This window comes from Azospirillum oryzae (genome assembly GCF_008364795.1).
Classification (GTDB): Bacteria; Pseudomonadota; Alphaproteobacteria; order Azospirillales; family Azospirillaceae; genus Azospirillum; species Azospirillum oryzae.
Genome location: NZ_VTTM01000009.1, coordinates 213,586 through 240,555, shown reverse-complemented (window position 1 = coordinate 240,555; position 26,970 = coordinate 213,586). Strand labels below are relative to the sequence as shown.

General features: G+C 66.7%; 29 protein-coding genes and 1 pseudogene. 20 read left to right on the top strand and 10 right to left on the bottom strand.

Annotated features, from left to right (window positions below; translation table 11 throughout):
• Position 1: 1 nt before the first annotated feature.
• Positions 2-442 carry a hypothetical protein gene (locus tag FZ938_RS22500; RefSeq protein ID WP_149200670.1) on the bottom strand — a complete coding sequence of 147 codons (441 nt, stop codon included), beginning with the start codon at positions 440-442 and terminating at the stop codon, positions 2-4.
• 387 nt (positions 443-829) lie between these two features.
• Between FZ938_RS22500 and FZ938_RS22495 the strand changes: the two genes are divergently transcribed.
• The 8 genes from FZ938_RS22495 to hflX all read left to right on the top strand — a co-directional run bounded on the left by FZ938_RS22495 (position 830) and on the right by hflX (position 8,132).
• Positions 830-1,642, top strand: a complete 813-nt coding sequence (locus FZ938_RS22495) for a winged helix-turn-helix domain-containing protein (RefSeq protein WP_149200669.1) — start codon at positions 830-832, stop codon at positions 1,640-1,642.
• Between the two features lie 179 nt (positions 1,643-1,821).
• Positions 1,822-3,066 carry a flagellin N-terminal helical domain-containing protein gene (locus tag FZ938_RS31425; protein ID WP_149200668.1) on the top strand — a complete coding sequence of 415 codons (1,245 nt, stop codon included), beginning with the start codon at positions 1,822-1,824 and terminating at the stop codon, positions 3,064-3,066.
• A gap of 149 nt (positions 3,067-3,215) precedes the next feature.
• Complete coding sequence (locus FZ938_RS22485; RefSeq protein WP_149200667.1) at positions 3,216-3,611, top strand: flagellar biosynthesis regulator FlaF; 396 nt, start codon at positions 3,216-3,218, stop codon at positions 3,609-3,611.
• Positions 3,601-4,062: a flagellar biosynthesis repressor FlbT gene (locus FZ938_RS22480; protein ID WP_149200666.1), complete on the top strand. Its 462-nt coding sequence runs from the start codon at positions 3,601-3,603 to the stop codon at positions 4,060-4,062. Before FZ938_RS22485 ends, FZ938_RS22480 begins: the two co-directional genes overlap by 11 nt.
• 4 nt (positions 4,063-4,066) lie before the next feature.
• Positions 4,067-4,453, top strand: a complete 387-nt coding sequence (locus tag FZ938_RS22475) for a flagellar protein FlaG (protein ID WP_149200665.1) — start codon at positions 4,067-4,069, stop codon at positions 4,451-4,453.
• Positions 4,450-5,241, top strand: a complete 792-nt coding sequence (locus FZ938_RS22470) for a DUF1217 domain-containing protein (RefSeq protein WP_149200664.1) — start codon at positions 4,450-4,452, stop codon at positions 5,239-5,241. The genes FZ938_RS22475 and FZ938_RS22470 overlap by 4 nt, the downstream gene beginning before the upstream one ends.
• Positions 5,242-5,279: 38 nt before the next feature.
• Positions 5,280-6,395 carry a hypothetical protein gene (locus tag FZ938_RS22465; protein ID WP_149200663.1) on the top strand — a complete coding sequence of 372 codons (1,116 nt, stop codon included), beginning with the start codon at positions 5,280-5,282 and terminating at the stop codon, positions 6,393-6,395.
• A 378-nt stretch (positions 6,396-6,773) separates the two neighbouring features.
• Positions 6,774-8,132: a GTPase HflX gene (hflX, locus tag FZ938_RS22460; RefSeq protein ID WP_246799090.1), complete on the top strand. Its 1,359-nt coding sequence runs from the start codon at positions 6,774-6,776 to the stop codon at positions 8,130-8,132.
• Positions 8,133-8,236: 104 nt separating this feature from the next.
• On the opposite strand, the gene FZ938_RS22455 is transcribed toward hflX, so the two are convergent.
• From FZ938_RS22455 to fliI, 3 genes are all read right to left on the bottom strand, one after another.
• The gene (locus tag FZ938_RS22455; protein WP_246457950.1) at positions 8,237-8,620 is read right to left on the bottom strand and encodes a YbaN family protein; all 384 of its coding nucleotides are present in this window, start codon (positions 8,618-8,620) and stop codon (positions 8,237-8,239) included.
• A 99-nt stretch (positions 8,621-8,719) separates the two neighbouring features.
• A complete protein-coding gene (locus tag FZ938_RS22450; protein WP_149200661.1) occupies positions 8,720-9,310 on the bottom strand; it encodes a hypothetical protein in 591 nt (196 codons plus the stop codon).
• Positions 9,307-10,650, bottom strand: a complete 1,344-nt coding sequence (fliI, locus tag FZ938_RS22445; RefSeq protein WP_149200660.1) for a flagellar protein export ATPase FliI — start codon at positions 10,648-10,650, stop codon at positions 9,307-9,309. The genes FZ938_RS22450 and fliI overlap by 4 nt, the downstream gene beginning before the upstream one ends.
• A 126-nt stretch (positions 10,651-10,776) precedes the next feature.
• On the opposite strand from fliI, the gene FZ938_RS22440 reads away from it, so the two are divergent.
• The 8 genes from FZ938_RS22440 to flhB all read left to right on the top strand — a co-directional run bounded on the left by FZ938_RS22440 (position 10,777) and on the right by flhB (position 17,080).
• On the top strand, positions 10,777-11,169 hold the full coding sequence (locus tag FZ938_RS22440; RefSeq protein ID WP_149200659.1) for a flagellar biosynthesis protein FlgG: 393 nt from the start codon (positions 10,777-10,779) through the stop codon (positions 11,167-11,169).
• A gap of 25 nt (positions 11,170-11,194) precedes the next feature.
• Entirely contained in the window at positions 11,195-11,614 is a 420-nt protein-coding gene (gene flgC, locus FZ938_RS22435; RefSeq protein WP_149200658.1) for a flagellar basal body rod protein FlgC, read from the top strand.
• An 11-nt stretch (positions 11,615-11,625) separates the two neighbouring features.
• Positions 11,626-11,985, top strand: coding sequence for a flagellar hook-basal body complex protein FliE (fliE, locus tag FZ938_RS22430; RefSeq protein WP_149200657.1), 360 nt, complete (start codon positions 11,626-11,628; stop codon positions 11,983-11,985).
• 27 nt (positions 11,986-12,012) lie between these two features.
• Positions 12,013-12,279: a flagellar biosynthesis protein FliQ gene (gene fliQ / locus FZ938_RS22425; RefSeq protein WP_149200656.1), complete on the top strand. Its 267-nt coding sequence runs from the start codon at positions 12,013-12,015 to the stop codon at positions 12,277-12,279.
• Positions 12,280-12,299: 20 nt separating this feature from the next.
• On the top strand, positions 12,300-13,046 hold the full coding sequence (locus FZ938_RS22420; protein WP_246457952.1) for a lysozyme family protein: 747 nt from the start codon (positions 12,300-12,302) through the stop codon (positions 13,044-13,046).
• Positions 13,047-13,137: 91 nt separating this feature from the next.
• Positions 13,138-15,231: a flagellar biosynthesis protein FlhA gene (gene flhA / locus FZ938_RS22415; RefSeq protein WP_149200654.1), complete on the top strand. Its 2,094-nt coding sequence runs from the start codon at positions 13,138-13,140 to the stop codon at positions 15,229-15,231.
• A 4-nt stretch (positions 15,232-15,235) separates the two neighbouring features.
• Positions 15,236-15,994, top strand: coding sequence for a flagellar biosynthetic protein FliR (locus tag FZ938_RS22410; RefSeq protein ID WP_109073631.1), 759 nt, complete (start codon positions 15,236-15,238; stop codon positions 15,992-15,994).
• 3 nt (positions 15,995-15,997) lie between these two features.
• The gene (flhB, locus tag FZ938_RS22405; RefSeq protein WP_149200653.1) at positions 15,998-17,080 is read left to right on the top strand and encodes a flagellar biosynthesis protein FlhB; all 1,083 of its coding nucleotides are present in this window, start codon (positions 15,998-16,000) and stop codon (positions 17,078-17,080) included.
• Positions 17,081-17,166: 86 nt separating this feature from the next.
• On the opposite strand, the gene FZ938_RS22400 is transcribed toward flhB, so the two are convergent.
• Together FZ938_RS22400 and FZ938_RS22395 are read right to left on the bottom strand one after the other, a co-directional pair.
• Positions 17,167-17,694, bottom strand: coding sequence for a response regulator (locus FZ938_RS22400; RefSeq protein WP_149200652.1), 528 nt, complete (start codon positions 17,692-17,694; stop codon positions 17,167-17,169).
• A gap of 422 nt (positions 17,695-18,116) precedes the next feature.
• Positions 18,117-19,112 (bottom strand): GlxA family transcriptional regulator, encoded by a 996-nt coding sequence (locus FZ938_RS22395; RefSeq protein ID WP_149200651.1) that lies wholly within the window; start codon positions 19,110-19,112, stop codon positions 18,117-18,119.
• 14 nt (positions 19,113-19,126) lie between these two features.
• On the opposite strand from FZ938_RS22395, the gene FZ938_RS22390 reads away from it, so the two are divergent.
• On the top strand, positions 19,127-20,458 hold the full coding sequence (locus FZ938_RS22390; protein WP_211101142.1) for an MFS transporter: 1,332 nt from the start codon (positions 19,127-19,129) through the stop codon (positions 20,456-20,458).
• Positions 20,459-20,479: 21 nt separating this feature from the next.
• Here the strand turns inward: FZ938_RS22390 and FZ938_RS31490 are convergent.
• Positions 20,480-20,953, bottom strand: a pseudogene (locus tag FZ938_RS31490) (transposase); the annotation flags it as partial.
• Positions 20,954-21,028: 75 nt separating this feature from the next.
• Positions 21,029-21,349, bottom strand: a complete 321-nt coding sequence (locus FZ938_RS31410; RefSeq protein ID WP_281497568.1) for a transposase — start codon at positions 21,347-21,349, stop codon at positions 21,029-21,031.
• Positions 21,350-21,584: 235 nt separating this feature from the next.
• Here FZ938_RS31410 and folP point away from each other — a divergent pair, with 235 nt between their 5' ends.
• The 3 genes from folP (at position 21,585) to thiD (ending at position 25,072) form a co-directional block, all read left to right on the top strand.
• Positions 21,585-22,742 carry a dihydropteroate synthase gene (gene folP, locus FZ938_RS22380; RefSeq protein ID WP_149200650.1) on the top strand — a complete coding sequence of 386 codons (1,158 nt, stop codon included), beginning with the start codon at positions 21,585-21,587 and terminating at the stop codon, positions 22,740-22,742.
• Positions 22,743-22,871: 129 nt separating this feature from the next.
• Positions 22,872-24,245, top strand: coding sequence for a phosphoglucosamine mutase (gene glmM / locus FZ938_RS22375; RefSeq protein ID WP_149200649.1), 1,374 nt, complete (start codon positions 22,872-22,874; stop codon positions 24,243-24,245).
• Positions 24,242-25,072, top strand: coding sequence for a bifunctional hydroxymethylpyrimidine kinase/phosphomethylpyrimidine kinase (thiD, locus tag FZ938_RS22370; protein WP_149200648.1), 831 nt, complete (start codon positions 24,242-24,244; stop codon positions 25,070-25,072). Before glmM ends, thiD begins: the two co-directional genes overlap by 4 nt.
• A 21-nt stretch (positions 25,073-25,093) precedes the next feature.
• Here thiD and FZ938_RS22365 read toward each other — a convergent pair whose 3' ends face one another.
• On the bottom strand, positions 25,094-25,660 hold the full coding sequence (locus FZ938_RS22365; RefSeq protein WP_149200647.1) for a response regulator transcription factor: 567 nt from the start codon (positions 25,658-25,660) through the stop codon (positions 25,094-25,096).
• On the bottom strand, positions 25,647-26,924 hold the full coding sequence (locus tag FZ938_RS22360) for an ATP-binding protein (protein WP_246799088.1): 1,278 nt from the start codon (positions 26,922-26,924) through the stop codon (positions 25,647-25,649). Before FZ938_RS22360 ends, FZ938_RS22365 begins: the two co-directional genes overlap by 14 nt.
• Between the last annotated feature and the right edge of the window lie 46 nt (positions 26,925-26,970).

Sequence of the window (26,970 nt, the reverse complement as noted above, 5' to 3'; positions counted from 1 at the left end):
TTCAAATCTCCCCGACCGGCCTGATCTGGGTCGGCACGCCCGGCGCGGGAGGCGGCGGCAGCGTGCGCAGCGAGGCGCCGGCGGCCTCACGCATCGCGGCATATCCGTCCTCCGGGAAGCGGTGGATCAGCGTCCGGTAGGACGCGCGCGCCACCTCCGTGCAGTTCAGGATCCGGAACTGGTCACCCTGGCGCAGCAGGGCGGCGGCCTCGTCGGTCTTCGGGTGGCCGGCGATGGAGGACCCGACCGCGTACCACCGCCCATAAGCCGACCACATGTCGCGCACCGCATCGCCGTCGCATTGGCCGGCGGTGAGCGCTTTTTCAAGGGCTTGGCGGTAATCGCTGTCGGGGGCCTGCGACAATTGCGCACAGCCCGCCAGGACGAACAGGCAAGCAGCGGTCACGGCCGCCGGCAAGACGGGTGCCTTCGTTCCGGACATGGAACCTCCTCAAACGCGGATGCCCGGCGACGCTAGGACATCAGGGTTAAACCAGCGTTCATATTCATGAGCGTTGGTTTTCCATCCGATTACTGTCGTTAACCAAACATGGCGGGATGATTGCTGGTTGCTTGTGATGATCACTATAAATTCACGTCGAATCTCAAAGTAAAACCGGTGTTACATAAAAATTTATCCAGTGTTTATCCAAACGAAACTGTTAAAACGGCGTAAAACGCTCGAATGTCCTATATCAACTCGGCTACCCCAAAGTGTTGACACATCGCCTTTCGATGGGTTCTTTTGAGGCTGTGATAAGCGTGTGATATCAACGCAATTGCGTAAAAATCAATGCTTACCAGCGCTTGCTCGACAATGGAGAATCCAATGCAGGCTTTGCTGATTGAGCCAGCCGATCTGATCGCCGATGCCATCGGCAAGCAACTCGCCCTGTGCAAGGTTAACCATGACCGCCTGGACCTGAATGGCCTGCGCGATCTGGTGGGCGGGCATGGCTCCATCGACATCGGCCATGACGCGATCATCATCGGCGACGTCGGCGACACCGAGGCCTGCGTGGCGATGCTCCGCGCCCGCAACGTGACCGCCGCGATCATCTGCCTGATCGAACGCCGCTGCGCCAACACCACCGCCGGCATCCTGCGGGCAGGCGCCGACGACGTGCTGGTGAAGCCGGTGGTCAGCACCGAGATCCGTGCCCGGCTGGAGGCGATCCGCCGCCGGTCCTACGGGCTGACCAGCAACGCGGTGACGGTCGGCCGCCTGACGGTCTTCCTCGACGGCCGCGACCCTGAGGTGGACGGCGAGCGCCTGCGCCTCAGCCAGCGCGAGCACGCGATCCTGTCGGTGCTGGCCCTCAACCACCGCCGCGTGGTGTCGAAGGAACACATCTACGAGGAGGTCTACGGCCTGTCCGGCTCCGACCCGCTCGACAAGGTGATCGACGTCTATATCTGCAAGCTGCGCAAGAAGATCGACACGGCGACCGGCGGCGGCCGCTACATCGAGACGGTCTATGGCCGCGGCTACAAGTTCGAGGCGCCGCCCGACCACGTCACTCCCGACCGCGCCCAGCTGATGCTGGACCGCTGGTCGGGCGCCGGCGGGCTGGCCGGCCCCCGTGTGCCCTTCATTCCGCCGGTGGTGCCGCGCGCCGCCGCCCGCGCCGTCGGTCGTTGACCGCAGTTCCGTTGCCGCAACCCGTCCGTCCCGAACGCCTGCGATTTTTTACCCCGGCTTAAACCGGCTCGGTCATCCTCGAATTTGCCGCTCGCGCCCCCGCACACTGGATCGGGAAGGCCGGCGCGAATGGCCCCGGCGTCAGAAAGGCGCCATGCATCTCGCGAATGGAGATACCCATGGCCTCGATTATGACGAACACCTCCGCCATGACCGCGCTGCAGACCCTGCGTCGCGTGACCGGGGATCTGGAGACCACGCAGGACCGCATCTCGACCGGCCTGAAGGTCAACAACGCCAAGGACAACGCCGCCTACTGGTCGATCGCCACCACCATGAAGGCCGACGTCGCCGGCTTCAAGGCGGTCAAGGAATCGCTGGAGCTGGGGTCCGGCACCACCAACACCGCGTCGGTGGCCTCCAAGAACATCGTCGAGAACCTGCAGACGCTGAAGGCCCGCGTCATCGCCGGCCAGACCAACGGCGTCGACAAGTCGCTGATCCAGAACGACGTCGACCAGCTGGTCAAGCTGATCAAGGGCGCCGCCGCCGACGCATCGTTCAACGGCGACAACCTGCTGCGCGTCACCTACTCCAACGACGGCACGGCCAAGGACAAGAACGTCGCCATCCTGGCGTCGCTCAGCCGCAGCGACGGCAGCGTCGATCCGAGCTACATCGAATTCCAGCGCCAGGACATGCGCGTGGAGTCGATCGTCGGCAAGGCCACCATCGAGCAGCAGGTCGATTCGACCAACGCCACCAAGGCCAAGGTCGACATCAAGCTCGGCGCGCCCGGCGACACCTTCATCGACGGCCAGAATCTCGGCCTCGGCAGCCTGACGCTGACGGTGACCAAGGAGGACGGCAGCAAGGCCGACGTGACGGTCGATCTGTCGGCCCAGACCTACGACACCGACCTTGCAACCACGCAGGGCAACATCGCCACCGCGGTGAACACGGCCCTGACCGCTGCCGGCGGCGACTTCCAGGTCGCCTTCACCGGTGACACCCTGACCTTCACCGATCAGGACAAGAACACCGACGGCAACTTCACCGCCCAGGTGTCCGGCCTGTGGGTCGGCTCGAAGGAGAGCGACGCCTTCGGCGGCCTCGCCGATCTGACCCAGATCGACGTGGTCAACAACTCCAAGAAGTCGCTCGAGGTCATCAACAAGCTGCTCGACAGCGCCATCGGCAAGGCGTCGGTCATCGGCTCCATCGAGAACCGCGTGTCGGTGCAGAACGACTTCGTGTCGAAGCTGACCGACTCGATGAACAAGGGCATCGGCGCCCTGGTCGACGCCGACATGAACGAGGAATCGAGCCGCCTGCAGGCCCTCCAGGTCCAGCAGCAGCTCGCCATCCAGGCTCTGTCGATCGCCAACCAGGGTCCGCAGAACATCCTGTCGCTGTTCCGCTAAGTCCCTGACGGGCGGTGCCATCGTCCAATCCCCTGGACGATGGCGCCGCCCCATCGGCCGTCCGCGTCCATTTCTCGCATCCGTCGCCAAAACCCACCGCAACCGGTCCGGCATCCCGCCGCAAAGGACCCCACCGCAGGGGTGCGCCCATGAGCATCGCCGCCTACCACCAGACCATCGCCGAGTGCGACGATCCGCGAAAGATCGAGTACCGGGTGTTCCTGCGGATCACCCTGGCGCTGGAAAACAACCGCGACGCCGACTGGCGCTCCGCCGCGCTGAAGGACGCGCTGTGGCGGAACCTGGAGCTGTGGAACACGCTACGCGCCGACCTGCTGGAGGACGGCAACGCCCTGCCGGAGGCGCTGCGCGCCGGTCTGGTCTCGTTGTCCTTCGCGGTGAACCGCAACACCCAGCGGGTGCTGCGCGGCGAGGGCGGCATCGACCTGCTGCTCCACATCAACCGTTCGGTGATGCAAGGGCTGCAAGGGGCGGCGCAGGCCACGCGCGAACTGGCGACGGAGGATCTGTCCTATGGCACTTAAGCTGCGCCTGAAGCCGTGCGAGCGGGTGGTCATCAACGGCTGCGTCGTGCAGAACGAGAACCGCCGCTACACGCTGACCATTTCCAACTTTGCCCAGATCATCCGCGGCAGCGACATCCTGCAGGAGGAGGATGCGGTGACCCCGGTGCGCCGCGCCTATTTCCTGATCCAGAGCATGCTGCTCGATCCCACCATCGCCGCCAATGGCAGCGGTGCGGCGGCGGAGATGATGGCGCAGCTCTACACCACCTTCACCCGCCCCGATATCCAGGACCGCATCGCCCGCGCCATGGGCCATATCGGCGAGCGCGACTATTACAAGGCGCTGTCGGCCCTGCGTCCGGTGATGGAGTATGAAGGCACGCTGCTTTCGCCGGCTCCCTCCGCTTCGGCGCCATCGTTCCAAACGGAAGGCCTCGATCTTCACGCGGGCCACCACGCCGGAGGATGACGCCATGCCGACCCCCGTCACCGGCGTGACCGGTCCGTCCGGCGAACGCTCAACCGCCAGCGCCGACATCATCGCGGAGGCGCGCCAGCGTCAGGCCGACCGCCAGCGGGCCGCCCGGGCCGAAACGACCAAGCCGGCCGAGGTGGTGGAGCGCGCCCAGAAGACCACTGGGACGACCGATGCGACCGAGGCGGAGGCGAAGCGCGCCACCCGGCCCTACCGCGTCAATCTCGATCCCGACACCCGGCGGCTCTACACCGAGGTGCTCGACACCGCGACGGGGGAGGTCATCATGCGCATCCCCGCCGGCTACGGCGCCGAGACCGATGCCGCCGACGAGAGCCCCGCCATTCCGCGCAGCGGTGAAAAGACCGGTGAGGTGGAGGCATGACCACGCTGGTCGACCTGCGCGTCGTCACCAAGAACCACGACCGCTACGAACAGGCGGTGCGCAGCCGTCCGGCGGTGCAGCGCGCCATCTCCTATTTCCAGGACAACATCGGCAAGATCACCAGCACCGAAGACTTCATGAAGGACGACAAGCTCTATCGCTTCGTCCTGGAGGCCTTCGACCTCGGCAGTCAGGCGAAGTCGCGCGGACTGATCCGCAAGGTTCTGGAAGAAGGGGTGAGCGACCAGTATTCCACCGCCAACCGGATGAGCGACACCAAGTTCCGCGAGATGGCGACCGTGCTGGGCTTCGCCGAAAACGGCGGCGACAACCTGAAACAGCCGGCCGTGGTCCAGGCCATCATCGACCGCTACGTCAACGTGACGCTGGAGGTCGAATCGGAGGACAGGAACCCGGCGGTGCGCCTCGGCCTCTATTTCCAGCGGCGGTCGTCGAACATCACCAACTGGTATCAGGTGATGGCTGACAACGCCCTGCGCAAGGTGGTCTACACCACGCTGGGCCTGCCCGACCAGACGGCGCTGCTGGAGGTCGACAAGCAGAAGGCGCTGCTGGAAAAGCGCATGGACATCGCGGACCTGAAAAGCCCGGAGAAGGTCGCCAAGTTCCTCGACCGCTTCGCCGCGATGTACGACATGCAGAATGGCGGCTCGACCGCGACCGCCGCCATGCCGTCGATCGGCCCGATCTCCCGCAGTGGCCGGGCCTCGGTCATCTCCATCGATCCGTCCATCACCATGACGCTGATGAGGTTCCCGCGCTTCTGACAGGCCGCGGGGCTCGGCCAAGCGGGAGGAGTCCAGCCGTGCAGCCGCCAGCGGGCAATCCACAGGACCGGAAGCCCCGCGACCGCATCCGCCCGCCCGCCACCACCGGGGCCGCCGCCGTGCATTTGAACGGGGCCTCGACGGCGGAGGAGGATGACGGGCGCGATGCCCTGCACATCCTGCCCCTGTCGATCCTGCCACTGGAAACGCCGGGGCTGCGCCGGGCACGGCTGATCAAGAATGTCCGGCTGGAGACGGTGGCGGAGCTGTTCAACGATGCCCAGACCGGCAGCGGCCAGATCGGCCTCGACCAATTATCGAAATGCTTCGGCATCGACGGTCCGGCGCTTCGTCGTGACCTGCGCAAGATCGTCCGGATCGGCGAGGCCGCCAGCTTCGATGTCTACAGCCTGCGGCTGGAGCTGCGCCGCCTGAACATCGATGTGGAGGAGGCGGGCGCGCTCCGCCTGTCGGCCGCCAAGCGGGCGGAACTGACCAGCTACATGCGCGTCTTCACCCGCCCGCTGGTGGAGCATGTCTATGGCGCGCAGGGTGCGGACATCGCCAGCATGGACGAGCTGGTGCGCCTGTTCGCCCAGCCCGACGTGGAGGAGGCGCGGCGCCGGCTGCAGATGACCGCCGACCGGCTCGACATCCCGTTGCAGGAAATCCCGGCCTTCCTGGAGGAATATGCCGACATCTTCCTGTCGCTGGCCTATTTCAAGCGCTGCCTGGACGACATCGTTCCCGACGTGCAGGGCTTCCTCGGCTGGATGGCGGAGCTGTTCCAGGTCAGCGAGGTGCGGCGCGACGCCCGCCAGCGCCGCATGCTGGACGAGATCGGCCACGATTTGACCGACATCGCCACCTCCATCACCGGCCGCTTCGAGAGCTTCGACAACCGGTCCCGCGATTTCTGGCGCGACATCAACCCGGACAGTTTCCGCAGCATCCGCGACCTGATCGTCACCCATCACCTGACCATCGGCGGCGTGCTGTGCGGGCTGGCGGTGAAGATGAATCTGTGGAAGCACCGCTTCGCCCGCGGCGGTGGTCCGGTGCGCCGGCTGGAGTTCATCCGCTCGGAAATCCTCCCCGGCCTCGCCCACATCAAGACCATCGAACAGGCGTCGCGCAACAGCATGGGCCGGTGAGGAAATACCGCTGGAAAATCGTCCCCATGCCCTTGTTTTGAGCCTCGGTCCCCTCATCTAATCCGGTGTGGGCGGCGACGCCGTCACACCAGTGACTTTCCCAGTGCAGTATCGCGTGTCGAGACCGCTTCCCCGGCCGGCGCGGCAACTTCGGTGATCTCCCTTGATCTAAGTTCCCCGGTTCGGCCTCCCGCCTCGGGTGTGCCGACGCTCTCCTCTCCGACCCCGTGACGCGCAGGCCGCCGCGACCCTCCCCCGTGCCGTGGCGCCGCCGGTGGGGTCGGAGAGGACCCTTTCTTCCCAATTTCCGAGCTTCGCATCCGCGAGGGATGCGCGCATGCCCCGCGCATCCGGCGCCGGGGCGGACAAAGGAACCCTATGGGCACGCATCAGACCACCGATTTGAAAACCACCCAAACGTCGCGCTCCGCAATGGGCCGCGCCCTCGTCCTCCATCCGGTCCTGCGCGGGGCCGACACCGACCGCAGCCCCGAAGCCTCGCTGGACGAAGCGGTCGGGCTTGCCGCGGCCATCGACCTCGACGTGGCGCAGGCCGCGGTCGTCAAGGTCAACCAGCCGCGCCCGGCCACCCTGCTGGGCGGCGGCGCCATCGAGCAGTATGCCAAGCTGATCGAAGACGCGCAGGAGGCGGGCGAGGCCATCGACCTCGTCATCGTCGACCATGCGCTGACCCCGGTGCAGCAGCGCAACCTGGAAAAGGCGTTCGGCGCCAAGGTCATCGACCGCACCGGCCTGATCCTGGAGATCTTCGGCGCCCGCGCCCGCACCCACGAAGGCCAGCTTCAGGTCGAACTGGCGTCGCTGAGCTACCAGAAGTCGCGGCTGGTGCGGTCCTGGACCCACTTGGAACGCCAGCGCGGTGGCTTCGGCTTCCTCGGCGGCCCCGGTGAATCGCAGCTGGAGATCGACCGCCGCCTGATCGGCAACCGCATCGTCAGGATCAAACGGGAGCTGGACGAGGTCCGCCGCACCCGCGGCCTGCACCGCAAGGCGCGCGCCAAGGTGCCGTACCCGGTGGTGGCGCTGGTCGGCTACACCAACGCCGGCAAGTCGACCCTGTTCAACCGGATGGCCGGCGCCGACGTGTTCGCCAGGAACCTGCTGTTCGCCACGCTCGACCCGACCATGCGTCAGGTGGTGCTGCCGTCGGGCCGCAAGGTCATCCTGTCCGACACCGTCGGTTTCATCTCCGACCTGCCGACCCATCTGGTCGCGGCCTTTCGCGCCACGCTGGAGGAGGTGCAGGCGGCCGACATCATCCTGCATGTCCGCGACATCGCCCACCCCGACACCGAGGCCCAGAAGGCCGACGTGGAGGCGATCCTGGCCGATCTCGGCATCGATCCGGAGCGCGACCCGCGCGTGGTCGAGGTCGCCAACAAGATCGACCTGCTGGACGGGGCGGAAGTCGACGCCGTGATCGCCCGCACCGAACGGGCCGGCAACGCCTGCGCGGTGTCCGCCGCGACCGGCGGGAGGCTGGACACGCTGTTCCGCATCCTCGACGACCGGATGACCGCCGGCCGCGAACTGGTGGAGCTGGATGTCGCGCATGGCGACGGCGCGACGCTCGCCTGGCTTTACGCCCATGGCGAGGTGGTCGGCCGCCGCGACGACGACAGCCACGCCCATCTGCGGGTGGCCATCGAGCCGGCGACGCTGGCCCGCATGGCACATCCGGGGGCGCATCAGGGGCAGGGCCGCGCCGCCGCCTGATTGCAGTCTTTTGGGGCTTGAAGAACAGGGGCTGTCGGAAACGGCGGCCCCTTCTTTGTGCGCGCATCACCGCGCATACAGGTTGACCGCCAGCAGGTCGTGGTTCAGTCCGGTTCCTTGTCCGAAGGGGGCGGACGCGACACCACATACACAGCCACGGCCGCCATGGCCAACCCGGTGCCGGCGAGCACCGGGTATCCGGGTGAGGAAATGGCCAGGACGGCGAAGCTGGACGACATACCGCCGACCGCCATGACCTTCGCCTTCACCGGGATGGCGCCACGGTCCTGCCACTCGCGCACGGTACGGCCGAACCGTGGGTCGTTGCGCATCCGCTCCCGCAGTTCGGGATTGCCGCGGGCATAGGCCCAGCCGGCGACCAGCAGGAAGGGAACGGTGGGCAGGATGGGCAGGAACGCTCCGGCGGTGGCCAGCCCGACCGCGCCATGGCCGACGAGCAGCCACAGCCGCCGCCGGCCCTTCGCCATGCCCATATCCTTGCTTTCGTCCACTGCCCGCCTGTTCATCATGGAACCCGGTGCCGATCATTGAACCGCGCCGGGCGGTGCCATGCAAGCGCGGGTTGGTCACCCCGTTTTGCGCACCATCCCCGGCGCGCCGGCCTTCGCCGTGGCTTCCATGCTGTAGAGCTTCGCCAACAGCTGCGGCGCCGGCTGTTCGCTCGCCGGTGCGGGGACGTTCGCCGTGCTCTCCGTAGCCGGGTCGGACTTGCGTCGCAATGCCTCCCTCAAGGATTGGGGGGAAGGCAGGGACGGATCGCCACCATCCCCGCCGCCGCTCATCCAGGGCAGCGTCCCGGCCGCCGCGCCCTCCGCCACCGTCTCCGTCCCGTCCTCCAGCAGGCTGCCGATATGGCCCAGCACGCTGTCGCCGGTGACCTCTTCGAACGCCACCATGGCGGCGCTGCCGATCAGGCCGGGCAGGCCGCCGAACAGGAAGCCGCCGGCCAGCCGGGCGGGGATCGAGATGCTCTCCCCCGTCGCCTCGCGGTAGACCGCCGACACCACCGGCAATTGCTGGAGCGGGTTGACCACGTCGAGCAGGTCGTCGAACCCGACGCTCATCCTGTCGGCCAGCGTTTCCTCCGGCTCATTCGATTTGCGCTGGGCGGTCGGCGGGCTGACGGCCTGGGCGGCCAGTCTGGTATTGACGCTCATGCTTGGTCTCCGATGGCGGCGAGCAGCCTGTCCAGCCGCGCGAAACTCTCGGCGGAGGGGGAGGGGTCGTCCTTGCCCTGGCGCAGGAAGTCTTCCAGCTGCGGGTGCAGGTCGATGGCGGCGTCGGTCTCCGGATCGGTGCCGCGCTTGTAGGCGCCGAGCCGGATCATCTCCTTCATGCCGTCATAGGTGGCGGCCAGCGCGCGGGCGCGGCCGACGATGCGGTTTTCCCGCGCGTCGTGACAGCCGGGCAGGGTGCGCGACACGCTGCGCAGCAGGTTGACGGCGGGATAACGCCCCTGCTCGGCGATTTTGCGGTCCAGCACCAGATGTCCGTCGAGGATGCCGCGCACCGCGTCGGCGATGGGTTCGTCATGGTCGTCGCCGTCCACCAGCACGGTGAAGATGGCGGTGATGTCGCCCTCTCCATCACCCTCCGGACCGGGCCCCGCGCGTTCCAGCAGGCGGGGCAGCTCGGCGAAGACGCTGGGCGGATAACTCTTGGCGGTCGGCGGCTCTCCCGCGGCCAGCCCGATCTCGCGCTGGGCCATGGCGAAGCGGGTGACGCTGTCCATCAGGCACAGCACATGCTTTCCCTGATCGCGCAACTCCTCCGCCACCGTCATCGTCAGCAGCGCGGCCTGACGGCGCATCAGCGGCGGCTCGTCCGACGTGGCGACGATGACGACGGAGCGCGCCAGCCCCTCCGGTCCCAGATCGTCCTGGATGAATTCGCGCACCTCGCGCCCGCGCTCGCCGATCAGTCCGATGACGATGGCGTCGGCCTCGGCATGGCGGGCGACCATCGCCAGCAGCGTCGATTTGCCGACGCCCGACCCGGCGAAGACGCCCAGCCGCTGCCCGCGGCAGAGCGGCACGAAGCTGTCGATCACCCGGATGCCGCTGTCCAACCGCGCCCCCACCCGGCGCCGGGCGCAGGCGGCCGGCGGCGGCTGGCGCAAGGATCGCGGATGCTCGCCATTCGCCAACGGACCCTTGCCGTCGATCGGCTCGCCCAGCGCATTCACCACCCGGCCAAGCCAGCCGGGACCGGGCCGCAGCATGAAGGCGGTGTCGTCGGTGACGGCGGCGCAGCCCTCCGCCACGCCGTCCAAATTGTCGAAGGCCATCAGCAGCGAGCGGCCATTGCGGAAGCCGATGGTCTCGCACAGTACGCGCCCGCCGCGCAGAGTCTCCGCATGGCATTTGTCGCCGACCGACAGCACGCGCTGCAGCCCGTCGACCTCCAGCGTCATGCCGGCGGCCGAGCGGATTTCCCCGCGCCACTGGCGCGTCGGCAGCCGGTCGAGTTCCGCCGCCAGGGTGGCGAGTGCCGGCATCGGCGCTGTCTCCATCATGCCTGTCGATGGAGAGAGCCTAGAGCAGCGAATTTAAATCCGGTTTTAAACGGGCGGGCTCATCGTCCGGCCTTGTGTTCCGGTGAGATGTGGTGGAACGAGGTCGCAATGGATTTGAGTAAAATCGGTTTCTTCCAACTTGCCGGCACGCGTCTCGACTATCTGTCGCAGCGGCAGAAGCTGATCGCCGAGAATGTCGTGAACGCCAACACGCCCGACTATCAGGCGCGCGACCTGAAATCCTTCGACAGCGTCATGGAGGGCATCCGCCCGGTGGAGACCGCCCGCACCGCCGGCATGCATCTGGCCGGCAGCCGCACCACCACGCCTTACCGCGAGGAGGGCAAGGCGGGCTTGTGGGAATCGACCCCCAGCGGCAACGCGGTGTCGCTGGAGCAGGAGATGATCAAGGGCAGCGAGACCCGCGACGCCTTTGCGCTGACCACCAGCCTGTTCCAGCGCAATGTGCAGATGCTGCGCATGGCCTGGAGAAACGGCTGACGGCTTTTTAGGACGGAGACGAGCGATGATGAACGATGTCCTCGGCGCCACGCTGAAGATCGCCGGTGCCGGGCTTCAGGCGCAATCGACCCGCCTGCGCGTGGTGGCGGAAAACCTCGCCAACGCCGACAGCACCGCCAACTCCAAGGGCGGCGACCCCTATCGCCGCAAGACGGTGTCCTTCGACAGCGTGATGGACCGCGGTGTCGGGGCGGAGCTGGTGCAGGTCAAGCAGATCGGCCGCGACCGCAGCGATTTCCAGCTCGCCTACGATCCCTCGCATCCGGCGGCCGACGACAAGGGCTATGTCAAGAAGCCCAACGTGCAGCCGCTGATCGAGATGATGGACATGCGCGAGGCCGGCCGCGCCTTCGAGGCCAGCATGAACGTCATCGAACAGTCGCGCGCGATGATGACCCGCGTCGTCGACCTGCTGCGCAGCTGAGGAGCCGTCCCATGATCGAGATGTCCGTCGGCCGCGTCGCCGCCGCCTACGCCGCCAACCGCAGCCCGATTGCCGGGGGTCTTGCCGAGACCCAGGCGGCCACGTCGCCCCTGTCCGCCGCCGGCCAGCCCGATGCGGTTGCCGCCAGCGCCGAGAGCGACTTCGGCGGCTTCCTCGACAAGTCGATCTCGCAGGCCGTCGACACGCTGAAGGAGAGCGAGCGCGTCTCGCTCGCCGCCGTTTCGGGCAAGGCCAGCGCGCAGGACGTCGTGCGTTCGGTCCTGGCCGCCGAGATGACGGTGCAGAGCGTCGTCGCCATCCGCGACAAGATGGTCCAGGCGTATCAGGAGATCATGCGCATCGCGGTTTGAGCGGGTGCGCTTGTAAGAGGATCCCCCATGAACCAGGCCGACGTGCTGGAGGTGCTGCGCAGCGGCATCTGGACGACCCTGCTGGTCGCGGCGCCGCCGCTGATCGTGGCGGTGGTGGTGGGCGTGACGATCTCGCTGGTGCAGGCGCTGACCCAGGTGCAGGAGATGACGCTGACCTTCGTGCCGAAGATCGTCGCGATCCTGGTGGTGACGGTGCTGGCGCTGCCCTTCATGTACGGCACGCTCGCCACCTACGCCGACCGGCTGAGCGACCTGATCGTCGCCATCGACTGATGCTCCGGTTGCGAGCGGTCATGGTCCCCCTTCTCGGGCTGCTCGTAAGTCCGGCCGGCGGTGCGGCGGCGCCGCCGGCCAACCCTTCGCAGATCGGCGTGTGGAGCACCGCGCTCTACGCCCCGTCGAAACCGCCGCCCCAGCCCCCGGCCAAAACCCTGCCGCCGGAAGCGCAGTGCATCGCCGCCATCCTCGACGCGGAGAAGGCGGCCGGCATTTCCGACCATCTGCTGCTGGCGATGGGCTTCACCGAATCCGGCCGGCGGACGGAGGACCGGCTGTTCACCGCCTGGCCCTGGACCGTCAACACCGAAGGGCGGTCCCACTATTTCCCGACCCGCGACGCGGCAATCGCCTTCGTGCGCGAAACGCAGGCGCGCGGCGTGCAGTCCATCGACGTCGGCTGCCTGCAAGTGAACCTGCGCTGGCACCCCGACGCCTTTCCCGACCTTGCCACCGCTTTCGATCCGGTCGCCAACGCCCGCTATGCCGCGTCCTTCCTGTCGGCGCTGCGGCGCGACCACGGTTCGTTGGAAACCGCCATCGCCCGCTACCACTCCGCCCAGTCAGAGCGCGGCGAGGCCTATCGCCAGCGGGTGACCGGCAATCTGCGCTGGGTCGCCGGCGCGCTCGGCTATCTGGAGACGCTGGCGGCCGGCCCCGGCGGCGCCGCCCCGACCTGGACCGCGGCGGAGCGGGGCCGTCTCAGCTTCCTGTCCGGCCTGTTCGCCGACGGCCCGGCCCGCCCGCTGCTGCCGAGCCAATGACAGCCCAGGGGAGCCGCTTAAATCCCGGTTTTACCGCACCCCCCTATCGTTGCCGGACAATCGTCCCTCCCTCGAACCCATCCGGACCCCCATGACCCTCACGGATCACGTCCGCAGCCGGTTCGGCCTGCTCGGCGACATCGGGCTGGCGAACCGCGACGTGCTGTTCGCGGTCGGCATCCTGCTGGTGCTGGCGGTGCTGTTCCTGCCGGTGCCGTCCTGGTTCCTCGATCTCGGGCTGGCGCTGTCCTTCTCGGTCGCGGTGCTGGTGCTGATGGTCTCCCTGTGGATCCCGCGCCCGCTCGACTTCTCCTCCTTCCCCACCGTGCTGCTGGTGGTGACGATGCTGCGGCTGGCGCTGAACATCGCGTCCACCCGCCTGATCCTCAGCGAGGGGCACAACGGCCACGGCGCCGCCGGCCACGTCATCCAGGGCTTCAGCCAGTTCGTGATGGGCGGCAACTTCGTCATCGGCGTGGTGATCTTCTGCATCCTGGTCGTCATCAACTTCGTCGTCATCACCAAGGGCGCCACCCGCATCGCCGAGGTCGGGGCGCGTTTCACGCTGGACGCCATTCCCGGCAAGCAGATGGCCATCGACGCCGACCTCTCCGCCGGCATGATCGACGAGGCCGAGGCGCGCCGCCGCCGCAAGGAGCTGGAGGACGAAAGCACCTTCTACGGCGCGATGGACGGCGCCTCCAAATTCGTGCGCGGCGATGCGGTGGCCGGTCTGGTCATCACCGTCATCAACGTGCTGGGCGGCATGGCGATCGGCATCGTCCAGAAGGGGATGAGCTTCGACGCCGCCGCATCCGCCTACACCACCCTGACGGTGGGCGACGGGCTGGCGACGCAGATCCCGGCGCTGGTGGTGTCGCTGGCCGCCGGCCTGCTGGTGACCAAGGGCGGCAACATCGGCTCCGCCGAAAAGGCGGTGATCGACCAGCTCGGCGCCTACCCGAAGGCGCTGCTGGTGGCGGCCGGGCTGCTGGGGGCGCTGGCGCTGACGCCGGGCCTGCCGATGGCGCCCTTCCTCGCCATCGGCGCCGCCTTCGCCGCGCTCGGCTGGTACGCCCCGCGCCGCAAGGCCCGCGCCGCCGCGCTGGCCAAGCTGGAGGAAAGCCGCAAGGCGCCGCCCGCCGTCCCGGAAGAGGCGGTGGAGGACATGCTGAAGGTCGACGAGGTGAAGGTGGAGGTCGGCAATCACCTCGTCCCGCTGATCCTGAACAAGAACGGACCGCTGACCACGAAGGTGAAGACGCTGCGCAAGCGCTTCGCCACCGAGTTCGGCTTCGTCCTGCCGTCGGTCCGCATCAAGGATTCCAGCTTCCTGCCGCCCAAGAGCTACGTCATCAGCATCATGGGGGTGGAAGCGGCGAAGGGCGAGGTTCGGCCCAAGCACCTGCTCGCCATCGACCCCACCGGCGGCGCCGTTCCCGACATCGCCGGCGACGCGACGCGCGAGCCGACCTTCGGCCTGCAAGCCAAATGGATCGACCCGGCCCGTCATGAAGAGGCGGTGGCGAAGGGCTACACCGTCGTCGATCCGGAAAGCGTCATCACCACCCACCTGACCGAGGTCATCAAGGACAACCTCTCCACCCTGCTGACCTTCGCCGCCTTGCAGAAGCTGATCGACGGGTTGGGCCGCGAGTACCAGAAGCTCATCAACGACATGGTGCCGAGCCAGATCTCGCTGGTCGTGCTCCAGCGCGTGCTCCAGCAGCTGTTGTCGGAGCGGGTGTCGATCCGCAACCTGCCGGCCATCGTCGAAGCAGTGGCGGAGGCGGTGGGCTGGACCCGCCACATCACCCTCATCACCGAACATGTGCGGATGCGGCTGGGCCAGCAGATCCACCAGGGTCTGGCCGGTCCGGACGGTTTCGTCTCGGTCATCGCGCTCAGCCCGCGCTGGGAGCAGGCGCTGCTCGACCACATCGTGGTGGAGGGCGACGACCGCCGCTTCGTGATGCCGCCAAGCCAGGTGCAGGAGTTCCTGACCGCCGTCCGCCTGAAAATCCAGAAGCACGCGACCTCCCAGGTCTGGCCGGCCCTGCTGGTGGGGGCGGAGGTGCGGCCCTTCGTCCGCTCCCTGCTGGAGCGGGTCAGCCCGATGACCCCGGTGCTGAGCCACGCCGAGCTGCACCGCAAGGCGTCGCTCAAGACCGTCGATCAGGTCTAGCCGGATGGTGGACCTCAGCCAGTTCCTGACCCTGGAGATCTATCGCGGCTTCATCGTGCTGGCGCGGGTGGCGGCGGCCATCGGCCTGTTGCCGGGCTTCGGCGAGGCGGCGGTGCCGATGCGGGTGCGGGCGGCGCTGGCGATCATCGTCACGCTGGTTCTGCTGCCGGGGGTGGATGGCCTGCCCGAGCGCATGCCGGACCAGCCGGTTGAGATGCTGCGCGCGCTGGCGGGGGAGACGCTGGTCGGCGCCTATCTCGGCCTCGGCGCCCGGCTGTTCATGGCGGCCTTGCAGACCACCGGCGCGCTGACGGCCCAGGTCGTCGGCCTCAGCAACCCCTTCTCCATGGAGGCGGCGGGGTTCGAGGGCGGATCGGTTCTGTCCGGCGTGCTGCTGATCGGCGGGCTGGCCCTGCTGTTCGCATCGGATGTGCATTACCTGATGATCGGCGCGCTGGCGCGTTCCTACGGCTCCTGGCCGGCGGGGGTGTTCCCCGACCTCGGCATGGTCGCCCAGCGCTTCGCCGAACTGCTGGCGACCACCTTTCGGCTGGGGGTGGGGCTGGCGGCGCCCTTCATCCTCTATGGGCTGGTGGTGAATGTGGCGCTCGGGCTGGTCAACCGGGTGATGCCGGCGATGCCCGTCTATTTCGTCGCCACCCCCGGCGTGCTGATGGTTGGCATGGGCCTGTTCATGGCGACCGCCGGCGCCATGCTGACCGCCTTCGTCGCCGCACTCGGCGGCTGGCTGTCGGGGTCCTGACGCATGGCGGAGCAGGACGATGAACAGAAGACAGAGGAACCGACAGAGAAACGCCTGCGCGAGGCGGCGGAGAAGGGCGACGTCCCCCGTGCCCGCGACGTCGGCCTGCTGTCGGCGATGGTCGCCGCCTGGATGATCGTGCTGATGGCGGTGCCCGGCGTCGCGTCGAACCTGTCGGCCCTGCTTCTGCCGCTGATCGAGAATCCCGACGACATCCGCATCGACGGCAGCGCCATCGACGTCATCCACAGCCTCGCTTGGCTGATCGGCGGCGTCGCGGTGGCCCTGCTGCCGGTGCTGGGCATCCTGCTTGGCGGGGTGGTGGTGTCGGCGCTGGGGCAGGGGCGGTTCGTCGTGGCCTCCGACCGCATCCGGCCGAAATGGTCGCATCTGTCGCCCGCGTCGGGCTGGAAGCGGATCGCCGGCCGCCCGGCGCTGGTCGAATTCGCCAAGAGCCTGGTCAAGCTCGCCATCATCAGCGCTGCTGCCTGGCACGCGCTGGCGCCCTACATCGCATGGACGGAGGATACTGTGGGCATGGACGTCGCCGGATTGCCCGTGCTGCTGCGGGACGTGACCTTGCGGCTGCTGCTGGCGGTGCTGCTGGCGACCGTCCTGATGGCGGCGGTGGATGTGCTGTGGAACCGCCTGGAATGGCGCCGCCGCCTGCGCATGAGCCACCAGGAGATCAAGGACGAATACAAGCAGATCGAGGGCGACCCCAACGCCAAGGCCCGCCTGCGCGACATCCGCCGCTCGCGTTCGAAGAAGCGCATGATGGCGAACGTCCCGCGCGCCACGGTGGTCATCACCAACCCCACCCACTTCGCCGTCGCGTTGGAATACGAGCGCGGCCGCACCGCCGCCCCGATCTGCCTCGCCAAGGGCGCCGACCTGATCGCGCTGCGTATCCGCGCGCTGGCCCAGGAACACGACATCCCCATCGTCGAGAACCCGCCGCTCGCCCGCGCCCTCCACGCCTCGGCGGAGGTCGACGCCACCATCCCGCTCCAGCATTACCAAGCTGTGGCCGAGGTCATCACCTACGTGCTGAAGCTGAAGGGCGGTTTGGCGCGGAGGGGGTGAGGGAAGGGAAGGAAACGCCCTCTGCCCCACAGGAGGGATGTCTTCTCAAATGTCGCCGTCGAGGACGCAGAACTCCTGGCTTTACGTCAGCGAGGGCTGCCGGGCTCCTCCAGCAAGTCGCTGCCTTCAAGCGAAGGACTTGCCATATTGAAGCAATTGTCTTCGCAGTGCACGTAAAGTAGGTTTTTGATCTTCTTCATAAATTCAATCGGCTTGAACGGCATTGAAACCAATGCGCAGATTCCTGCATCTGCCACTTTTTCCGCCATTTTCGGCGTCACTGCAGAGCTGATGATTACGAATGGGATTATCGAGATATGTTTTATTTTTTCCTCCAGACATGGGTCTTTTGTCTGGCGAAATCTGATCATCTCCAGCAGTTGAAGCGCTTTTTCGCGGATCGTATCTGCGTTTACGATGACAATGCCGATCTCGTTCTCTGAAAGAAGCGAGAGAGCGTCTTCGGTGGAAAATGAGCGGTAGATGTGCTTCAGTTTAAGGCCAGTAAGGGTTCTTTCCATTAATTCGCTGGACGATATATTAAAGTCAACAATCAAGGCGGACGTAGATTTAAAATTACATGGCTTCCTGCAAATGTTGTTCGCGATGCCCATTATTCAAAGAACCTGGATGTAAAGTTGCCGTATTAAATTTGAGAATGGATTATGAAGATGTAATTAAAGAATATTCGGGAAAACCCCTATTTCCCTCAGCCAATTCAAAGAGAAGCCACTCATAGGCGCCATCCGTGATCCATCTCCGCAGCTTTCTGACAACCCGTTTCGAAAGTGGGGAGGCGGCGCGAAACATGACACGTGAAGTAGCGATGATGGAATGCTGTCCCTCGGCTCCGTCGCTCGCCCGCTCTGTCCTATGCAACGCCTCGGCCCACTCGGCGCAAGTCTCGTTCGCCACCGAGGGTGAAACGAGTCACCTTTGGCCCAGCAACGTACATGGGGTTGGTCGTGTTGACAGCAGTTCCATGCGCCAAGGCAACTCGGCGTTGGAGACCAGCAAGTCTTTCGGCAAGCAATGCTCAGCTGGTAGCTTTGGCGGATATTGGCCGAAGTGAGATCATGCCCTGTCTATCCATGCCGTCCGTATGTGTCGCGAGCGTTGCGCGCCGGATGGTCTGTGGCGGCTGCCCAAAGGCGCGCAAAAACGCACGACGCATTCGATTGCGGTCGGCGAATCCTGTTTGCTGTGCCACCGCATCAATCGTCTGATCCGTGTCCTCCATCAAGCTTCGGGCGGCTTCCAGCCTGAGATGCTCGATCGCCTTGGCGGGCGACTGACCGGTCTCCCGGATGAAGACTCGGTTGAATTGCCGCGTGCCGAGACCCGCGACTCCCGCCAATTCCTCCACATCCAGCCTGTTCGCAAGGTGACGGCGCGCGTAGGTGAGGACTTTCTGAATGCGGTCCGATTTCGGTTCGAGTTCGAGAAGGATCGAGAACTGTGATTGCCCGCCACTGCGGCGGTGATACATGACCAGAGCCCGTGACACGGACCGAGCAGCTTCGATTCCGAGATCACGCTCGATGAAAGCGAGCGCGAGGTCGAGTCCGGCGGTCATGCCGGCCGAGGTCCAGATGGGCCCATCTTCCACGAAAATGCGATCCTCCTCGATCTTCGCAAGGGGATAGCGAAGCTGGAGTTCACGCGCCCGTGCCCAATGCGTCGTTGCACGCCGCCCATCAAGCAGCCCAGCTTCCGCCAGCACGAAGGCCGCCGTGCAGGTCGCGGCGATCCTGCTCACGCGGCCCACGGCATTCCTGAGAAAGGCGATCGTCACCGGCGTCGCCGCTTCGACCCCGCCGCCGACCACGACAACATCGAGGTATCGGTCCGACAAGGCTTCGGTCTGGACAGCGATCCCCATCGAGCCTCCGACGAGACCGCCGGCATCCGAAAGCATAACGAGATCATAGATGCGGGTGCCCGATTGCTGGTTGGCCACGTCAAAGGCCGCGGCCATGGCCAGTCCCATCGGCGAGAACTGGGGATGGAGCAGGAATCCAATCGTCGGCATGCCGGACGCCCCGAATGTCTGAAAATGACATGACTAAGACATTCAAGACATCTTCCGTCAAGGCTAGGTTTCCGCATCCTGACCAACGCACGAGGGGGCGTTTCACAGCGATGAAGCCGCAAAGCCAATCCATTCCCGCGCAGCCCAGTCAATCGTTGCCTCAGCAGCGAGGTCTGTTGCCGATCTACTGCATGTCGCTCGGTGCGTTCGCGATCGGCACAGAGGGGTTCATGATCGCCCCGCTCCTGCCGCAGATCGCCGGCGATCTCGCTTTGCCGGTTTCGCAGGCTGCGATGCTCGTAACCATGTTTACGCTGACACTCGCAATCAGCTCACCAATCCTGACCGTCATGACCGGAGCGCTGAACCGGCGCAATCTCCTGGTCGGAGCGATGGCCATCTTTGCAGCGGCGAACATCGTTGCTTGGCGCTCTACAGGATTTTCGGGGATCATGGCTGCGCGCGTTCTGCTTGCATTGTCGGCCGGTCTTTACTTACCAAACGCCAGTGCACTGGTGGGCGCGATCGTTGCACCGGACCGACGTGGACGGGCACTCGCCCTCGTCACCGGGGGCGCAACCGTCGCCATTGCTCTCGGCCTGCCACTGGGCTCCATCATCGGCCACGCGCTCGGGTGGCGTGCGACGTTTCTCTGTGTCGGCGTGCTCGCGGCCATTGCCGCCTTGGGCCTGTCGTTTGGAATTGCCAAAGGTGCGGGAAATGGCATCCGCGTCGCGAGTGCGTCTGAGCGTCTTCGGGTTGCAGCTCAGCCCGCCGTTGTAAAGGCTCTGTCACTGACGTTCTTCTGGGCAATGGGTGCTTTCACAGCTTATCCTTTCATTGCACCTTATCTCCAAGCGGTTCTCGACTTTGGCGATGAGGGCGTGTCAGGCGCCGTGTTCGTCTGGGGCGTGTCAGCCGCCGTTGGCATGGTTCTCGGGGGCTCGCTCAATGATCGGCTAGGCTCATCCTTCGTCATCGGGCCTGCCCTTACCCTCCTGGCGATGGCTTTCCTGACGCTGGCGGCGAGCGCAGCTTTCCTGCCGCCAGATCGAGCGCTGATCCCCGTGATGGTGTCAATAGTCGTGTGGGGCGTTAGTGTATGGGGATTCTATCCGGCGCAGATGGCCCAACTCATCAGCGCTGGGGGGGCACCCGCGGCTCCTGTAACGCTCTCGCTCAACACGTCGGTCATGTACATCGGCTTCAGCGTAGGCAGTGCGTTGGGATCCGCGCTCATCATGGACCATTCTGTCTCCGCGATCGGGCTCGCCGCTGCCGTGGCGGAATCCATCGCTCTGGTATTATTCGTCTTGCACAGGCTGAGGCGCCCGCGCAACGGATGAGCCTCGTCCACGTCTCGGTCTTCAGAGACTGTTTAAAAAGTCAGGTGGTGGCAGACGCCTGCGGTTTGGGTGAACGAGTCTGTGTAGCATGATCCGGATGGCGGCGAGTGTGACCATGGCCTCGGCGACGTCGGTGCGTTCCTCATAGTCTTTGGACAAACGGCGCCACCGTCCGAGCCACCCGAAGGATCGTTCGACCAACCAGCGGCGGGGAACGAGGATGAAGCCGCCACCGGCGATATGCCGGACGATGATCAGCGTCAGCCCGAGCAGGAAGCAGGCGAGGATCACCGGCATCCGATTGTAGATGCTGTCGGCGAAGATGGTGCGCAGCCAGCAGTAGAGCCGCTTGATCCGCGTCAGCAGCGCTCCGGCGCCGTCGGCGTCCTGGATGTCGGCGGCGTGGACGAGGACCCCGGGGAGGAAGCCCGAGGTGTCGACGGCGATGTGACGCTTGCGGCCCTTGATCTTCTTGGCCGCGTCAAAGCCTCGGGCGCTCCTTTTTCTGTTGTCTTGACGCTCTGGGTATCGAGGATGGCGGCCGAGGGCGTCGGATCGCGTCCTTCCTGCTCACGCAGCATCATCATCAGATGGTGGCAAAGGTTTTTCCACACGGCCGGCCTCCAGGAAGGCACGAAAGTAGCGGTAGACAGTTTGCCAGGGCGGAAAGGCTGGTGGGGGCGGCAGATGGCGCCATTGGCAACCTGTCCGCGCCACGTAAAACAAGGCGTCAAACAGTCGGCGCATATCTGTGCTACGGGGCCGCCCGCCGGGCTTGGCAGACGGGAGAAGGGGTTCGATCTGGCGGTACTGGTCATCGTTCAGCGCTTGGCCGGCGCCGTAATCGCCGACCAAGCGGCGGTCCTCAGGTGTCACATCGGCGGTCTCCAACAACGGGCTTCCCTGCCAACAGCCCATCACCCCGTCCACGCGACTTTCGAAACGGGCTGTCAGAGCCGCAAGATGGACCGTTCGCGGAAAGCTGTTCCACGCTGTTCCTTCGTCTGCCGATCATCGCCTTCTCCCAGGGCGAGGGAAGGAGCCGTCCGCTATGGCACCCTTGCCATCCCGCCGGGCGCATGCCAGGAACGATAGTGTCAGCCCGTGATGTGAAGGGGAATTCCCGATGCCGCCGCTCTCCGCCAAGCCCGCCGCCAAAGCCGCCGCGCTCAAGTCCGCCGCCGGGTCGCTGGCCGGCTTCTGCCCTTGGGCGGGAGAGGAGGGCGTGCGGGTCTATCTTCGCCCGGTCGGGCTGATGCCCATCGCGGCCTGGGCCAAAGGTGCCGCGGTGCCGCTGGCCGGCGGGCGGTTCGCCTTTTCCACCGCCGAACTGATCGTGCGCGATGCCGGTTCGCGCATCGACCGCGCCTTCGCGCCGCTGTCCGAGATCATGGCCTGGGGCTGGGAACGCTCCCGCACGGTGGCGGAGGTGCTGGACCGCCAACTCGGCGCCCTGACCCGCGCCCGCGCGCCCTTTGCCGGGCTGCCGCCCGACCGGCCGCAAATCATGGGCATCGTCAACGTCACGCCCGACAGCTTCTCCGACGGCGGCGATTTCCTCGACCCCGGCGCCGCCATCGCCCATGGCGAGGCGATGCTGGCCGCCGGCGCCGACATCCTGGACATCGGCGGCGAATCCACCCGCCCCGGCGCCGATCCGGTCCCGCCGGAGGAGGAGGAGCGGCGCGTCCTGCCGGTCATCCGCCATTTCGCCGCGAAGGGAGCGACCGTCTCGGTCGACACCCGCCACGCCAGCGTGATGGAGTCCGCCGCCGCAGCCGGTGCCCGCATCGTCAACGACATCGCCGGGCTGGGCGACCCGCAGGCCCTGCCGGTGGTCGCGCGCACCGGCACCCCGGTGGTGGTGATGCACATGCAGGGCGATCCCGGCACCATGCAGGCCAACCCGACCTACCGCGACGCAGCGCTCGACGTGTTCGACTGGCTGGAGGAGCGGATCGCCCACTGCGCCGCGGCCGGCGTGCCCCCGGAGCGCATCGCCGTCGATCCCGGCATCGGCTTCGGCAAATCGACGGAGCACAATCTGGACATCCTGCGCCACACCTCGCTGTACCACGCCCTGGGCTGCACGGTGCTGATCGGCCTGTCGCGCAAGGGCTTCATCGGCCGCCTGTCGCGCGGGGAACCGCCGAAGGAACGGCTTGCCGGCTCGCTCGCCGCCGGGCTGGAGACGCTGAACCAGGGCGCCCAGATCCTGCGCGTCCACGACGTGGCCGAAACCGCGCAGGCCCGTGCGGTGTGGGAGGGGCTGCATCGCCTGTAACCCTTTCGCGCAGCCGCCGATGGGGCCTTGACCCGGCCCGTCTGCCGGGCGAAGAAACATCCTTCGCTTGCGTTTCCCGCCACCCGATCCGACATCCGGGGCTGGAGACGGTCTCTGCACGAGGTTTTCATGACGCGACACCTGTTCGGCACCGACGGCATCCGTGGCACCGCCAACATCGACCCGATGACCGCCGAAACGGCCCTGCGCGTGGCGATGGCGACCGCGCTGCAGTTCCGCCGCGGCGACCACCGGCACCGGGTGGTGATCGGCAAGGACACCCGCCTGTCCGGCTATCTGCTGGAACCGGCGCTGACCGCCGGCTTCATCTCCATGGGGATGGATGTGGTGCTGGTCGGGCCGCTGCCGACCCCGGCGGTCGCCATGCTGACCCGTTCGCTCCGTGCCGACATGGGCGTGGTGATCTCCGCCTCGCACAACCCCTATCAGGACAACGGCATCAAGCTGTTCGGCCCCGATGGCTACAAGCTGTCGGACGAGGTGGAGGCGGCCATCGAGCGGCGCATGGCGCTGCCCTTCGCCCCCGATCTCGCCGGTCCCGCCGATCTCGGCCGCGCCAGCCGCCTGGACGACGCCACCGGCCGCTACATCGAATATGTGAAGAACACCTTCCCGCGCGGCCTGCGGCTCGACGGGCTGAAGATCGTCGTCGATTGCGCCAACGGCGCCGCCTACAAGGTCGCGCCCAAGGTGCTGTACGAACTGGGGGCCGACGTGATCCCGGTCGGCGTCAGCCCCGACGGCACCAACATCAACAAGGGCTGCGGCGCCACCGCCACCCAGACCCTGCAGGAACAGGTGGTCGCCCACGGTGCCCATCTCGGCATCGCGCTGGACGGCGACGCCGACCGCCTCATCATGGTGGACGAGGCCGGGCGCCCGATCGACGGCGACCAGCTGATGAGCCTGATCGCCACCTCCTGGGCGCGGTCGCAGACCCTGCGCGGCGGCGGCGTCGTCGCCACCGTCATGTCCAACCTGGGCATGGAACGCCATCTCGGCGGCCTTGGCCTGCATCTGGCCCGCACCCCCGTCGGCGACCGCTATGTCGTCGAGATGATGCGCGAGCGCGGCTACAATGTCGGCGGCGAGCAGTCGGGCCATGTCGTGCTGTCCGATTATTCCACCACCGGCGATGGGCTGATCGCCGCGCTTCAGGTGCTGGCGGTGCTGATCCAGGCCGACGGCCGCGCGGCCAGCGAGGTCTGCCGCGTCTTCGATCCGGTGCCGCAGAAGCTGACCAACGTCCGCTTCTCCGCCGGGACCAAGCCGCTGGAGGATGCCGTCGTCCAGCAGGCGATCAAGGAGGGCGAAGCACGGCTGGCGGCGAGCGGCCGCGTCCTGATCCGCAAGTCGGGCACCGAGCCGCTGATCCGCGTGATGGCGGAGGGCGACGACGAGACGCTGGTCCACAGCGTGGTCGCCGACATCGCCGGCGCCATTCAGGCCAGCGCCGCCCGCAGCCTGGAGGCCGCGCAATGAGCGACAGCAGCGTGAACGGCAACACCATCAAGGGCCGCGTCCTGATCGTCGCCGGCTCCGATTCCGGCGGCGGCGCCGGAATCCAGGCCGACATCAAGGCGGTCAGTGCGCTCGGCGCCTATGCCATGACCGCCATCGCCGCACTGACGGCGCAGAACACCACCGGCGTCTATGGCGTGGTTCCGGTCGATCCGGCCTTCGTCGCCCTGCAGATGAAGCTGGTGTTGGAGGATATCGGCGCCGACGCGGTGAAGATCGGCATGCTCGCCAACGCCCCCGTCATTGAGGCGGTGGCGGCGGAATATGAGGAACGGGCCGTCAACGTCCCCCTGGTCCTCGATCCGGTGATGATCGCCAAGAGCGGCCACCATCTGCTCGACCCCGACGCCGTGCTGACCCTGCGCAAGCGCCTGCTGCCGCTGGCCGAGGTGGTGACGCCCAACCTGCCGGAGGCCGAGGCGCTGACCGACCTGCCGATCCGCGACCTGGACGACATGCGCCGCGCCGCCGAACTGATGCTCAGCTTCGGCCCGAAAGCGGTTCTGCTGAAGGGCGGCCATCTGGAGGACGACACCCTCTACGACCTGCTGCTGACGGAGGAGGGCGAGACGGTGTTCGAGGGCCGCCGCGTCCACACCCCCCACACCCACGGCACCGGCTGCACCCTGTCGTCGGCCATCGCCGCCGGTCTGGCCCAGGGTCTGGGCACCCGCGACGCGGTGGCTCGGGCTCGGCGCTATGTGGAGACGGCGATCCTGACCGCGCCCGGCTTCGGCCACGGCCACGGCCCGCTCAACCACCTGCACACGGTGCGGGAGTTCTCGTAAAGGGGCGGGGCGGGCGCCCGCTCACGGCACCCGCTTCTTCTCCAGCTTGCGCGCCAGCGTACGCCGGTGCATGCCGAGCCGCCGCGCGGTCTCCGAGATGTTGAAGTTCGTCTCCACCAGCGTCTCGTGGATGCGCTCCCACTCCAGATTCTTGATCGAGGTGGTGCGGACGGCCGGCGCGATCGACGTGTCGCCCTCGGTGCGGTCGAAGGCGGCCTCGATGTCGTCGGTGTTGGACGGTTTCGCCAGATAATGGCAGGCGCCCAGCTTGATCGCCTCCACCGCCGTGGCGATGCTGGCGAAGCCGGTCAGCACGACGATGCGGGTTTCCTCGTCAGCCTCGTGCAGCTCCTTCACGCATTCCAGCCCCGATCCGGTGGCGAGCTTCAGGTCGATCACCGCATAGTCGGGGTCCACCGTCTGCAGGATCTCCCGCATCTCCTCCAGCCCGGTGCAGGCATGGACCTCGTAGCCGCGGCGTTCGAAGGACCGGCGCAGCGCGCGGGCGAAGGACTCGTCGTCCTCGACGATCAGCAGGGTGCGGTCGCCCCCCTCCAACTCGGGCGTCTCCAGTTCAGTCGTCTCCATCGGAGCCTCCCGGCGACAGGGCGGACAGCGGCAGGGTCAGCGTCACGGTGGCGCCGCCGGCGGCCCGGTTCTTGGCCGTGACGGTGCCGCCCAGCTTGCGCAGCACATTGACCACCAGGAACAGGCCGAGCCCGCTGCCCGGCCGCTTTTTGGTGGAGCGGTAGGGCTTGCCCAGCTCCTCCAGGATGGCGGGGTCGAATCCGGGGCCGCAATCATTGACCGCCACCACCAGATTGTCGCCCTGCCGCAGCGCGGCGACGGCGATCCAGTCGGGCGAGGCCTCCAGCGCATTGTCCAGCACGTTGAACAGCACCTGTTTCAAGGCGAGGTCGGCGATCATCCGCTCCTGCGGGCCGACCGTGTTGTCATAGTCGAAGCGGCCGGGCGAGCGGCTGGACAGCCAGTCCTCCACCAGCCCGTCGAGGAACCCCTTCACCGTGGTGCGCACCGTGCCCTCGCCGCGCGCCTCGCCCGACGACATCAGGATGCCCGACACGATGGACTTGCAGCGGTCGATCTGGTTCTGCATTTCCGCCACTTCCTCCGCCAGATCGGGGTCGGCCATCAGCGACGGCATGCGGCGCCAGTCGTTGAGGATCACCGACAGGGTGGCGAGCGGCGTTCCCAACTCATGTGCCGCGCCCGACGCCAGCAGCCCCATGCGGACGATGTGCGCCTCTTCCATGGAGCGCTGGCGCAGTTCCGCCAGATAGGCGTCGCGGGCGCGCAGGTTGCGGTTGATCTGGGTGAGGAAGGGGACCAGCAGGCTCGCCGCCAGCACGAAGCAGATGAACATGCCCTGGATGTGCAGGCTGAACAGCTCCCCTTCATAGGCGGGTGGCAGGGGAAGCGGCTGGTGGGTGCCGATCAGCCAGGTGAAGCCGGCGGTCGCCACCAGAACCAGCGCCCAGGCCGACCACGCCTCCAGCAGCACCGCCCCCAGCGCCACCTGAAGAAGATACAGCGAGATGAAGGGGTTGGAGGCGCCGCCGCTGAGATAGAGCTGCAACGTCAGCGCCCAGACGTCGATCAGCAGTTCCAGGAACAGCTGGGTGTTGGAGACGGCGGAACTGCGGCGGATCTGGATCAGGCTGGCGATGTTCAGCGCCACCAGCACGAAGATCACCGCCGCCATCGGCAGCAGCGGCAGGCGGATGCCCATCTGCAGATGGACGATCAGGATCGTCACGATCTGCCCGACGACGGCGAGCCAACGCAGCTGGACGAGCAGGAACAGGTTTTTGCGGTCGGTGGTGTCGCGCACGAAAGACGTCCTGTTCCTCGCCCGGTTCATCAGCATACCGACTTAT

Coding starts and splice junctions, on each gene's coding strand:
- flhB (WP_149200653.1), top strand. CDS start 15,998: ATGGCGGAGCAGGACGATGAACAGAAGACAGAGGAACCGACAGAGAAA.
- folP (WP_149200650.1), top strand. CDS start 21,585: ATGCCGCCGCTCTCCGCCAAGCCCGCCGCCAAAGCCGCCGCGCTCAAG.
- FZ938_RS22455 (WP_246457950.1), bottom strand. CDS start 8,620: ATGGCGAAGGGCCGGCGGCGGCTGTGGCTGCTCGTCGGCCATGGCGCG.
- fliQ (WP_149200656.1), top strand. CDS start 12,013: ATGAACCAGGCCGACGTGCTGGAGGTGCTGCGCAGCGGCATCTGGACG.
- flgC (WP_149200658.1), top strand. CDS start 11,195: ATGATGAACGATGTCCTCGGCGCCACGCTGAAGATCGCCGGTGCCGGG.
- fliI (WP_149200660.1), bottom strand. CDS start 10,650: ATGCCGGCACTCGCCACCCTGGCGGCGGAACTCGACCGGCTGCCGACG.
- FZ938_RS22485 (WP_149200667.1), top strand. CDS start 3,216: ATGAGCATCGCCGCCTACCACCAGACCATCGCCGAGTGCGACGATCCG.
- FZ938_RS22500 (WP_149200670.1), bottom strand. CDS start 442: ATGTCCGGAACGAAGGCACCCGTCTTGCCGGCGGCCGTGACCGCTGCT.
- flhA (WP_149200654.1), top strand. CDS start 13,138: ATGACCCTCACGGATCACGTCCGCAGCCGGTTCGGCCTGCTCGGCGAC.
- FZ938_RS31425 (WP_149200668.1), top strand. CDS start 1,822: ATGGCCTCGATTATGACGAACACCTCCGCCATGACCGCGCTGCAGACC.
- FZ938_RS22475 (WP_149200665.1), top strand. CDS start 4,067: ATGCCGACCCCCGTCACCGGCGTGACCGGTCCGTCCGGCGAACGCTCA.
- FZ938_RS22495 (WP_149200669.1), top strand. CDS start 830: ATGCAGGCTTTGCTGATTGAGCCAGCCGATCTGATCGCCGATGCCATC.
- FZ938_RS22395 (WP_149200651.1), bottom strand. CDS start 19,112: ATGCCGACGATTGGATTCCTGCTCCATCCCCAGTTCTCGCCGATGGGA.
- glmM (WP_149200649.1), top strand. CDS start 22,872: ATGACGCGACACCTGTTCGGCACCGACGGCATCCGTGGCACCGCCAAC.
- FZ938_RS22365 (WP_149200647.1), bottom strand. CDS start 25,660: ATGGAGACGACTGAACTGGAGACGCCCGAGTTGGAGGGGGGCGACCGC.
- FZ938_RS22470 (WP_149200664.1), top strand. CDS start 4,450: ATGACCACGCTGGTCGACCTGCGCGTCGTCACCAAGAACCACGACCGC.
- FZ938_RS22480 (WP_149200666.1), top strand. CDS start 3,601: ATGGCACTTAAGCTGCGCCTGAAGCCGTGCGAGCGGGTGGTCATCAAC.
- FZ938_RS22410 (WP_109073631.1), top strand. CDS start 15,236: ATGGTGGACCTCAGCCAGTTCCTGACCCTGGAGATCTATCGCGGCTTC.
- FZ938_RS22420 (WP_246457952.1), top strand. CDS start 12,300: ATGGTCCCCCTTCTCGGGCTGCTCGTAAGTCCGGCCGGCGGTGCGGCG.
- fliE (WP_149200657.1), top strand. CDS start 11,626: ATGATCGAGATGTCCGTCGGCCGCGTCGCCGCCGCCTACGCCGCCAAC.
- FZ938_RS22400 (WP_149200652.1), bottom strand. CDS start 17,694: ATGGGCATCGCGAACAACATTTGCAGGAAGCCATGTAATTTTAAATCT.
- FZ938_RS22450 (WP_149200661.1), bottom strand. CDS start 9,310: ATGAGCGTCAATACCAGACTGGCCGCCCAGGCCGTCAGCCCGCCGACC.
- FZ938_RS22440 (WP_149200659.1), top strand. CDS start 10,777: ATGGATTTGAGTAAAATCGGTTTCTTCCAACTTGCCGGCACGCGTCTC.
- FZ938_RS22390 (WP_211101142.1), top strand. CDS start 19,127: ATGTCTGAAAATGACATGACTAAGACATTCAAGACATCTTCCGTCAAG.
- hflX (WP_246799090.1), top strand. CDS start 6,774: ATGGGCACGCATCAGACCACCGATTTGAAAACCACCCAAACGTCGCGC.
- thiD (WP_149200648.1), top strand. CDS start 24,242: ATGAGCGACAGCAGCGTGAACGGCAACACCATCAAGGGCCGCGTCCTG.